The organism is Frateuria sp. (genome assembly GCF_013362045.1).
Taxonomy (GTDB): Bacteria; Pseudomonadota; Gammaproteobacteria; order Xanthomonadales; family Rhodanobacteraceae; genus Frateuria_A.
In genome coordinates this window covers 1-10,236 of the sequence record NZ_JABFWW010000081.1, presented here as the reverse complement: position 1 = coordinate 10,236, position 10,236 = coordinate 1, and the positions used below count along the sequence as shown (strand labels likewise).

6 protein-coding genes and 1 pseudogene are annotated in these 10,236 nt (G+C 71.7%); 5 read left to right on the top strand and 2 right to left on the bottom strand.

Features of this window, described 5'->3' with window-relative positions; genetic code table 11:
• Window positions 1-163: 163 nt before the first annotated feature.
• Both HOQ08_RS03885 and prmC read left to right on the top strand, forming a co-directional pair.
• On the top strand, window positions 164-4,156 hold the full coding sequence (locus HOQ08_RS03885; RefSeq protein ID WP_291191855.1) for a hypothetical protein: 3,993 nt from the start codon (window positions 164-166) through the stop codon (window positions 4,154-4,156).
• A complete protein-coding gene (gene prmC, locus HOQ08_RS03880; RefSeq protein ID WP_291191853.1) occupies window positions 4,149-4,973 on the top strand; it encodes a peptide chain release factor N(5)-glutamine methyltransferase in 825 nt (274 codons plus the stop codon). Before HOQ08_RS03885 ends, prmC begins: the two co-directional genes overlap by 8 nt.
• A gap of 7 nt (window positions 4,974-4,980) precedes the next feature.
• Here the strand turns inward: prmC and dxs are convergent, their stop codons facing one another.
• Complete coding sequence (gene dxs, locus HOQ08_RS03875) at window positions 4,981-6,873, bottom strand: 1-deoxy-D-xylulose-5-phosphate synthase (protein WP_291191851.1); 1,893 nt, start codon at window positions 6,871-6,873, stop codon at window positions 4,981-4,983.
• Window positions 6,874-7,001: 128 nt separating this feature from the next.
• Between dxs and HOQ08_RS03870 the strand changes: the two are divergent.
• Window positions 7,002-7,385: pseudogene (locus tag HOQ08_RS03870) on the top strand (low affinity iron permease family protein); the annotation flags it as partial.
• A 131-nt stretch (window positions 7,386-7,516) separates the two neighbouring features.
• On the opposite strand, the gene HOQ08_RS03865 reads toward HOQ08_RS03870, so the two are convergent.
• Window positions 7,517-8,116 (bottom strand): HNH endonuclease, encoded by a 600-nt coding sequence (locus HOQ08_RS03865; RefSeq protein WP_291191849.1) that lies wholly within the window; start codon window positions 8,114-8,116, stop codon window positions 7,517-7,519.
• 254 nt (window positions 8,117-8,370) lie between these two features.
• Here HOQ08_RS03865 and HOQ08_RS03860 point away from each other — a divergent pair, with 254 nt between their 5' ends.
• Entirely contained in the window at window positions 8,371-9,114 is a 744-nt protein-coding gene (locus HOQ08_RS03860) for a SapC family protein (RefSeq protein WP_291191847.1), read from the top strand.
• Window positions 9,115-9,183: 69 nt separating this feature from the next.
• On the top strand, window positions 9,184-10,236 hold a 1,053-nt coding region (locus tag HOQ08_RS03855), incomplete at its 3' end, for a TolC family protein (RefSeq protein WP_291191845.1).

Genomic DNA, 10,236 nt, shown 5'->3' with positions numbered 1-10,236 from the left:
CCTCTCCCCGGAAGGTAGAGGGAGCAGGTCCCCGTGCGGCCTTCCTTCGGAAGGGAACAGATGCACCTCGCACCGTGCCTTCCACGTTCCACCTAAACTGTCCCGCGCCCACGGGGCGACAGGGGGACCCGGCATGCGTGCTCGATCAGGATGGTTGTTGCTCATGGGACTGCTGCTGGCCGCGCCGTCCGGCGCGCAGCAGGTACCGCCGCCGTTGCGCGACTGGCAGGACTGGGTGCTGCACGACCTGCCGCAGCACGCCTGCCCGCGGCTGGCGCACGCGCCCGGTCAGGGCGAGGCGTGGCAGTGCGCCTGGCCCGGCCGGTTGGCGCTGGCGGCCGATGCGGGCGGCGGACAGTTCACCCTCGAGGCCCATGCCGACGCCCCTGCGTGGATCGCCCTGCCGGGCGATGCGCGCCACTGGCCGGTACAGGTGCGGTTGGACGGCCAGCCGGCCGTGGTGCTGGGGCGCGACGACCAGCCGATGGTGCGTGTATCGCCCGGCGACCATCGCCTGCAGGGCCGGTTGCCCTGGTCGGCGCGGCCCTCGCGCCTGCACGTGCCCGAGGCGATCGGGCTGGTCGAACTCACCCTCGACGGCAAGCCGGTCGCGCGCCTGCAGCGCGACGGCGACGAGCTGACCCTCGGCGAGGCGGCCGCCGCCCAGCGCGTCGCCGATGCGCTGTCGCTGCGCGTCGATCGCCGCCTGGCCGACGGCCTGCCGGCGGTCCTGGAAACCCGCCTGCGCTTCGACGTCACCGGCAGCGCCCGCGAACTGGTGCTCGGACCCGTGCTGCCGGGCGGCTTCGTCGCCATCGCGCTGGGCGGCGAGCTGCCCGCGCGCATGGAGAGCGACGGCCGCCTGCGCGTGCAACTGAAGCCCGGCCGCTGGATCGTCACCCTCGATGCCCGCGCCAGCGCGCCGCTCGCGCGTGTCGCGATCACCCTGCCGCCCGCGCCATGGCCGCGGCAGGAAATCTGGAGCTACGCCGACGATCCCGACCTGCGCGGCAGCCATGCCGAAGGCCAGGCCACCGATGCGGCGCAGGCCGGCGTACCGGAGGATTGGCGGCAGCTGCCCGCCTTCGTGATGGACGGCCAGGCCACGCTCACCGTGCAGCCGGGCGAGCGCGGGGCGGGGCGGCAGGATCGCCTGCGGCTGTCGCGCCGCCTGTGGCTCGATTTCGACGGCAAGGGCCTGGCCGTGGACGACCGCCTGCAGGGCGAAGTGCACCGCCAGCGGCTGGAGGTCGGCGCACCCTGGCAACTGCAGCGCGCCGGACAGGACGGCGACCCGCTGCTGGTCAGCCACGGCAAGGACGGGCGCAGCGGCGTGGAGGTGCGCAGCGAGCACCTCGACCTCGCCGCCGGGCTGCGTGCGCCCTCCACCGGCGCCCTGCCGGCGACCGGCTGGAACGTGCCGCTGGAGCGCATCGACGCCACGCTGCAGTTGCCGCCGGGCTATCGTCTGCTCGGTGCGCCCGGTGCCGACAGCTCGCCCGATTCGTGGGTGGCGCGATGGAGCCTGCTGGACGTGTTCGGCGTGGCGCTGATCGCCCTGCTGGCCGGCCGCCTGCTGGGCTGGCCGTGGGCGTTGCTGGCCGCCGGCTTCCTGGCGTTGGCGCAGCACGAGCCGGGCGCGCCGCGCTGGACGCTGGCACTGCTGTTCGCGTTCGCGCTGCTGTTGCGGGCGTTGCCGAACGGGCGCCTGCGGCGCGCCGCCAACGTCGCCGCCCTGGCCTCATTCGTACTCGCGGCGCTGTGGACGCTGCCGTTCGTGGCGACGCAGCTTCAATACGCGCTGCATCCGCAGCTCGAGCCCCAGGCTCATCGCCTTGAATTCGCGGCGGGGAGGCTGGATCAGGGGTACAACATTCAACCTTCCGGACTTGCTGCTCCGCCAGCGCCCCCCGCGGCAGCGCCACAGGTATCGGAAGCGGCGCAAGCGCTGGGAAGCGTGACGGTGAGAGCCGCGAAGCTGTCCTCGATGGACGTGTCGACGGACACGCGCAGCCTGGTCCAGGCGGGCCCGGGTACGCCGACCTGGCGCCTCGGCAGCAGCTACCGCCTCGGCTGGTCCGGCCCGGTCACGCCGCAACAGACCATGCGCCTGGTGATCGCGCCCGCCTGGCTGGTGAGCCTGCTGCGCGTGCTGATGGTGGCGCTGCTGGCCGCGTTGCTGGCGCGCGTACTGCCCTCGCTGCTGGCGCCCTGGCGCGGACGCTGGCAAGGCGGGCCGGACGCAGCATCGATGGCCCTGCTGGCGCTGGCGCTGCTGCCTTGGCACGTCCATGCACAGGCGCTGCCCAGCCAGCCGCTGCTCGACCAACTGCGCCAGCGCCTGGTCGAGGCGCCGGCCTGCGCACCCTCCTGCGCGAACCTGCCGCAGGCGCGTGCGCTGCTGGCCGGCGATACGCTGGACCTTGCCCTGCAGGCGCACACAGGCGCCGCGGTGGCACTCCCGCTGCCGGCCACGACATTGCCGCTGGTCGCGGCAGCCGTCGACGGGCACCCGGCCGTGCTGGCGCGCCGTGACGGCGACCAACTCTGGCTGCGGCTCGATCCAGGCGTGCATGAAGTCGCGCTGCGCTATCGGCTCGACGGCATCGACAGTGCGCGCCTGCGTTTCGCCCTGACGCCGCAGCGCGTCACGCTGCAGATGGACGGCTGGACGGCCGATGGACTGGACGCCGATCGCCTGCTCGGCGACAGCCTGGCCTTCGACCGCCAGCGGGTCGCCGCAGGCGGTCAGGCCGGCGCGCCCGCGCAGGACTTTCCGCCCTACGTGCGGTTGACCCGGCGCCTCGTGCTGGGCAACGAGTGGACGGTGCAGAACGAAGTCGAGCGCATCGCGCCGCAAACCGGCGGCTTCGTTGTCGCGCTGCCGCTGCTGTCGGGCGAACACCCGCTGGGCGCCAACGCGCCGGTGCGCGACGGGCGCATCCAGCTCGCCTTCAACGCCGGCATGGACAGCGTCGCATGGACCAGCCGCCTGGACCGCACGGCCCGGCTGCAGCTGACCGCGCCGGCACTGGCTGAACGCGCCGAAGTGTGGGAGGTCGATGCCGCGCCGATGTGGCACGTCGACGCCAGCGGCGTGCCGGCGAGCGGTGGCGACGTGCTGCGCTTCCAGCCCTTGCCGGGCGAGCAGCTGACATTGGCGCTCACCCAACCGGCCGCCGTCGCCGGGGGCACCCTGGCATTCGACCGGGTGGATTCGAGCAGCACCATCGGCGAGCGGGCGACCGAAACCACCCTGCAACTGCAGGCGCGCAGCACCCGCGGTGGTGAACATGCGCTGGGCCTGCCGGCCGATGCCGAGTTGCTGCAGGCCAGCCGCGACGGCGAGCGCCTGCCGCTGGCGGTGCGCAACGGCGCGCTGTCGCTGCCCTTGCTGCCGGGAACGCATCGCTACGAGCTGCGCTTGCGCGAGCCCGGTGGCGCGGCCGCGCGCACCCGCTCGCCGGCCATCGTCCTGCGCGCGCCGGCGGCGAACCTCGATACGTTCCTGCAACTGCCGCAGGACCGCTGGGTGCTGTGGACCTGGGGCACCGGCGCCGGCCCCGCCGTGCTGTACTGGGCGCAGTTGATCGTGCTGCTGGCCGCGGCCTGGCTGCTCTCGCGCTACGCGCCCACGCCGCTGCGCTTCCGCCATTGGCTGCTGCTGGGCCTGGGCTTCTCCGCCTTCGCCTGGAGCGCGTACGCCGCGGTGGTGGCCTGGCTGATCCTGCTCGGATTGCGCGCGCGTGCCGCGGTCGCCTCATGGCGCGCCGGTCTGTTCGACCTGATGCAGGTGGGGCTGGCGCTGCTCACCGCGATCGCGCTCGGCGTGCTGGTGGCCGCGGTGCCGGGCGGCCTGCTGGGACAGCCGGACATGCATATCGCCGGCATGGGTTCCAGCGCGCTGCAACTGCACTGGTTTGCCGACCGCAGCGCCGACGCGCTGCCGGTCGCCGGGGTGTTCAGCCTGCCGTTGTGGACCTACAAGCTGGCCATGCTGGCCTGGGCGTTGTGGCTGGCCAACGCGCTGATCGGCTGGCTGCGCTGGGCATTCGACGCCTGGTCGACCGGTGGCTACTGGCGTCGTACCCGTCCGCAGAAGGCCACGCCGCCGCAACTGCCGACCGCCGCCGCGGAAACGCCGCCCGATGCCTGAGCTGCGCCACCTGCTGGCCGATGCCGCCGCACGCCTGGGCGACCGCGCCGAGGCCGACATCCTGCTGGGCCACGTGCTCGGCACGCCGCGCAGCTGGCTGATCGCGCACGCCGACGACGCGCTGGCCGACAGCGATGTTGCGGCCTTCGCCGCGCTGGTCGCGCGTCGGGAGGCGGGCGAGCCGGTGGCCTACCTCACGGGCCGGCGTGGCTTCTGGACACTGGAGCTGGAAGTGGATCCGGCCACGCTGATCCCGCGGCCGGAGACCGAACTATTGGTGGAGCTGGCGCTGGCGCGGCTGCCGGCAGGCGGATCGCCGCGCGTGCTCGACCTGGGCACCGGCAGCGGCGCGATCGCGCTGGCGATCGCGCGCGAGTGTCCGCACGCCCGTGTCACCGCCACCGACGCCAGCGCCGCGGCGCTGGTCGTGGCGCGGCGCAATGCCGGGCGCAACCGCATCGCCAACGTGGCCTTCGTCCACGGCGACTGGCTCGCGCCGCTGGTCGGCGAGCGGTTCGAACTGATCGTTTCCAACCCGCCGTACATCGCCACGGACGACCCGCACCTGGCGCAGGGCGACCTGCGCTTCGAGCCGGCCAGCGCGCTGGCCTCCGGGCCGGACGGCCTGGACGACATCCGGCGCATCGTCGCCGGTGCCCGGACCCACCTCGCGCCGGGCGGCTGGCTGCTGTTCGAGCATGGCTGGGACCAGGGCGCGGCGGCGCGCGCGCTGCTGGAAGGGGCGGGTTACGGCGAGGTATTCACCGCGCAGGATCTGGAAGGGCGCGACCGCGTGACCGGCGGCCGCTCGGCGTAGGCCGCCTTCAGCCCACGCTGGCCGTCGCCGTGGCGACCAGCTGCGGGAAGCGCGCGCGGATGGCGTTGCGGATACCGGGCAGGTCCAGTCCGGCCATGGAGAGGACCTCGTCGCGGCTGCCGTGTTCCAGATAGACGTCTGGAAGGCCAAGGTGCAGGACCGGCTTGACGATGCCATGCGCGGCCAGGCACTCGGCCACGCCCGAGCCGGCGCCGCCGGCCACCGCGTTGTCTTCCAGCGTGACGAAGGCATCGTGGGTCCTGGCCAGCTCCAGGATCATGGCCTCGTCCAGCGGCTTGACGAAGCGCATGTTGACCAGGGTGGCGTCCAGTTCCGCCGCCACCACGGTGGCCGGCGCGAGCATGGCGCCGAAGGAGAGGATCGCCAGGCCGCGGCCACGCCGGCGCAGTTCCGCCTTGCCGATCGGCAGGGTGTCCAGTTCGCTGCGCACGGCGGCGCCCGGACCGGTGCCGCGCGGATAGCGGATGGCGGCGGGGCCTGCGTACTCGAAGCCGGTGGTGAGCATCATCCGGCATTCGTTCTCGTCGGCCGGCGCCATGATCAGCATGTTCGGCAGGCAGCGCAGGAACGAAAGATCGAAGCTGCCCGAGTGCGTGGCGCCGTCGGGGCCGACCACGCCGGCGCGGTCGATCGCGAAGGTCACGTCCAGGTTCTGCAGCGCCACGTCGTGGATGGCCTGGTCGTAGGCGCGCTGCAGGAAGGTCGAGTAGATCGCCACCACCGGCTTGGCGCCCTCGCAGGCCATGCCGGCGGCGAGCGTCACCGCGTGCTGCTCGGCGATCGCCACGTCGAAGTAGCGCCGGGGGTATTCCTTGGAGAAGCGCACCAGCCCGGAACCCTCGCGCATGGCCGGGGTGATGCCGAGCAGGCGCTCGTCGGCGGCGGCCATGTCGCACAGCCAGTCGCTGAGGATGTCGGTGTAGGCCGGCTTGGCCGGCGCGTTCTTCTTCACCAGGCCGGCGACCGGATCGAACGGACCGACCGCGTGGTATTCGATCTGCTCCTGCTCGGCCGGGGCATAGCCCTTGCCCTTGGTGGTGATCACGTGCAACAGCTGCGGCCCGGGCAGGTTCTTCACCGTGCGCAGCGCGTGCAGCAGGGCCGGGATGTCGTGGCCATCGATCGGGCCGGTGTAGTGGAAGCCCAGTTCCTCGAACAGGGTCGAGGGCAGGAACATGCCCTTGGCGTGCTCCTCCCAGTTCTTGAAGAAGCGGCCGAAGAACGACTGCCGCGGAATCGCGCGCTTGGCCCGTTCGCGCACCGCGTTGAGCCGGCGGCTGGCCATGGCGCGCGCCATCATCTTGGTCATCGCGCCGACGTTCTCGCTGATCGACATGCCGTTGTCGTTGAGCACCACCAGCATGTTCGGCTCGACGTCGCCGCCGTGGTTGAGCGCCTCGAAGGCCATGCCGGCGGTCATCGCGCCGTCGCCGATCACCGCCACCACCTTGCGCTCGTCGCCCTTGCGCTGCGCGGCGATGGCCATGCCCAGCGCGGCCGAGATCGAGGTGGAGGAATGGCCGACGCCGAAAGTGTCGTACTCGCTCTCCTCGCGGCGCGGGAACGGGGCCAGGCCGTCCTTCTTCTTGATCGTGGTGATGCGGTCGCGCCGGCCGGTAAGGATCTTGTGCGGGTAGCACTGGTGGCCCACGTCCCAGACCAGGCGGTCGCGCGGCGTGTCGAACACGTGGTGCAGCGCCACGGTCAGTTCGACCACGCCCAGGCCCGCGCCGAAATGGCCGCCGGAACTGGCGACCGATTCGATCAGGTATTGGCGCAACTCGTCCGCCACGGCGGGCAGCTCGGCATCGGGCACGCGGCGCAGGTCGGCCGGCGTCTCGATGTGGGCCAGATGGGGGTAACGGGAGAGGTCGATCATCCGCGTATTGTTGGCCCAGCCGCAGGGCGGGGCAAGGGCGGCAACGTGAACGGCGGCGGGCGGCCTGCACGCGGGACATACAGAGCGCTGCGCAAGCTTGCTTCGATGTCTTCTCAAGGGCGCGAGCCATGAGCAAGCTCTCCCAGGCCTTCCGCGGCTTCGCCGAGGCCACGGCCCGCTACTCGGGCAAACCGGGCGCCTTCCTGATCGCCGCGGCCATCGTCGTCGTCTGGGGCCTGTCCGGCCCGATGTTCCACTTCGGCGATACCTGGCAGCTGGTGATCAACACCGGCACCACCATCATCACCTTCCTGATGGTGTTCCTGATCCAGAACAGCCAGAACCGCGACAGCGCCGCGCTGCAGATCAAGCTGGACGAACTGATCCGGGCGACGCAGGCGCGCAACACGCTGATCGACCTGGACGACCTGGACGAGGACGCGCTGGACCGCATCCGCGAGGACTACCGCAAGCTGGCCCATCGCAAGGAGGAGGAGGCCCAGCACAGCCGCCAGGCCAGCCGCCGCGCGCGGTCGGAGGAGGAGTCGGACGAAGCCTGCGAAGAGGTCAAGGAAATCGACCGCGAGCTTGCCCAGGCCAGCGCCGACCATCGGGGTGCGGGCAGCAAGCCCGCGGCCAACGGCTAGGCCGCCAGCGCCCCCCGGCGGTCGCGCGGCAGGTGGCTGACCAGGAACTCCATCTGGTCGGCCAGGATGTTGCGGTTGGACAGGATCAGGTGCTCGACCCAGCTGGGCCGGTAGGGCACCGCCAGCAGCGGCATGTGCGCCTGCTGCGGGGTGCGGTTGGCCTTCTTCAGGTTGCAGCTGAGGCACGCGCTGACCACGTTCTCCCACTCGTCCTTGCCGCCGCGCGACACCGGTTCGACGTGGTCGCGGGTCAGCTCGCCGCGGGCGAACTGGTTGCCGCAGTACAGGCACAGGTGGCGGTCGCGGGCGAACAGTGCGGTGTTGGTCAGCGCTGGCGCCGGATCGATCGCATGGTCGCGGCAGTGGCCGGTGCTGGCGACGATCGGGTGCAGGTCCAGCCGGCTGCGTTCGCCGAGCGCGCGGTTGTGGCCGCCGTGCACGGTCAGGCAGGGGTCGCCCAGGGTCCAGGCCACGGCCTCGCGGACGTAGAGGCAAACGGCGTCCTGCCAGCTGATCCAGTCGAGGATGCGGCCGGCAGCGTCCAGCGACAGGACCCGGGTCGCGTTGAGATCCCGGCGCGGCACTTCCATCAGCATGCGGTTTCCTTCAGCCAGTTCATGAGGTTCGGGCGTAGAGGTCGATGCAACGATGCGCTCGCGATCCAGCATAGCCCAACTGCATGACAGCGCGCGCATAAGCACTTGACGCGCTTGGCAGATCGGCCGCTTGAACGCCGATTCGCCCGCGCGCATGGCCGCTGATATAGTGGCAAGTTCGTAACCCGGCGCCGGGTTTGGGAGGGGGAGCCATCGGTGGCGACCCCGGCACGGCGGGGCAGAGGTAAGAAGACGTGGCTGAAGTACTTTTCTACGAGCGTCCGGTGCCGCTCAACCGCACCCAGCACAAGGACCTGCGCCTGAAGGGCATCCCGAGCCTGAAGTTCGCGGCTGCCGCCCACTCGGTGCCGCTGACCGGTGCGGAATTCCCGATCGCCGCGCGCGACCTGCCGATCCTGTTCGCCGGCCAGAGCATGGAAGACGCGGGCCCGATGGCCCTGCTGGGCCTGCGCCAGAACGAAAACCTGCTGGTCGACGGGAACGGCCAGTGGGCGACGAACGTCTACGTGCCGGCCTTCGTGCGCCGCTATCCGTTCATCCTGGCGGAGAAGCCGGCCGATGCCGAGGGCGACGACTTCACCGTGTTCCTCGACGAGGCCTACGAGGGTTTCGGCAGCGACGAGGGCGAACGCCTGTTCAAGGAAGACGGCAGCGACAGCGAGATGCTGGCCAACGCCGTCGGCTTCCTGGGCGAGTTTCAGCAGCACGTCGCGCGCACCCACTGGTTCATGGACCAGCTGCGCAAGCACCAGTTGCTGGAGCCGCGCAACATCCGCCTGGAAAAGGACGGCAAGTCGATCAACTTGAACGGCCTGTTCGTGGTCAACGAGGAAAAGCTGCGCCAGCTGGACGAGAAGACCACCTACGAGTTCCTCCGCGAAGGCGTGCTGGGCTGGATCTACGCACACCTGCTGTCGCTGCCCAACATCGATCGCCTGGCCCAGCGGCTGGACCTGCGCGAAAACACCGAAGGCTGAGGCCCCAGGCCGCCGCGCCAGCCGCGGCGACCTTAGACAGTACTAAGCACACCCTGCGAGGATGGCGCCATGCGCCATCCTTTTTTTTGCCTGGCCGCCTGCGCCGCCGCGACCTTGCTCGGCGGCTGCGCCACCTATCGCCCCGCGCCGGTCGATCCGGCCGCGACGCGGCTGCAATGGCAGGCGCGCCGGCTGGATGACCCGGCCCTCGCCGCGCGCCTGCGCCCGTGGTTGCCGGCACGCGATCACGGGCAGTGGCCGCCGCAGGACTATGGCCGCGCCGAACTGCTGCTGGCGGCGCTCGCGCTCAACCCGGATCTTGCCGAGGCGCGCGGGCATCTGGCCGAGGCCAGCGCCGCGGTGCGCACGGCCAAGGCACTGCCCAACCCGACCCTCAGCCTGGCGCTGGAGCGCTACACCCAGGCGCAGGCCGACAGCGCGCCGTGGCTGTGGGGCCTGAGCACCGATTTCCTGCTCGACGGCGGCCTGCGCCGCCGCCTCCGCGTGCAGCTGGCGGACCAGGGCGTGCGCGGCGCGCGGCTGGACTACGCCGAGAGTCTCTGGAAGGTGCGCAGCGCCGTGCGCGATGCGCTGGCGCAGCAACGCATCGCGCAGCGCCGGCAGCAACTGGCCACCCGCACGGTGGCTGCGGCCGAGGCGCTGGAGCAGGCGACCCGGCAGCGGGTGACGCTGGGCGAAGACGAGCCGCAGGTGGCCCTGCAGGCCGCGCAGACCCTGGCGCAGGCACGTGGCGAGCAGGCCGCCGCGGCGCAGCAGGCCGCCAGCGCGCAGGCGGACCTGGCCCGCGCCATCGGTGTGCCGACCGTCGCGCTGCACGGCCTGGATCATCGTTGGGACGATTTCGACCAGCCGGTCGCGCCCTCGCCTGCGCACCTGGACGCGCTCGCCGACCACGCCTTGCTCGCGCGCGCCGACCTCGAACGCGCGCTGGTCGACTACGCCAGCCGCGAGACCGAACTGCACCAGCAGGTCCACGCGCAGTATCCGCAGTTGTCGCTGGGCCCCGGCTACACGTACGACCACGGCCTGCGCAAGCTCACCTTCAACGCCAGCCTGAGCCTGCCGGTGTTCAACCAGAACCAGGGGCCGATCGCCGAGGCG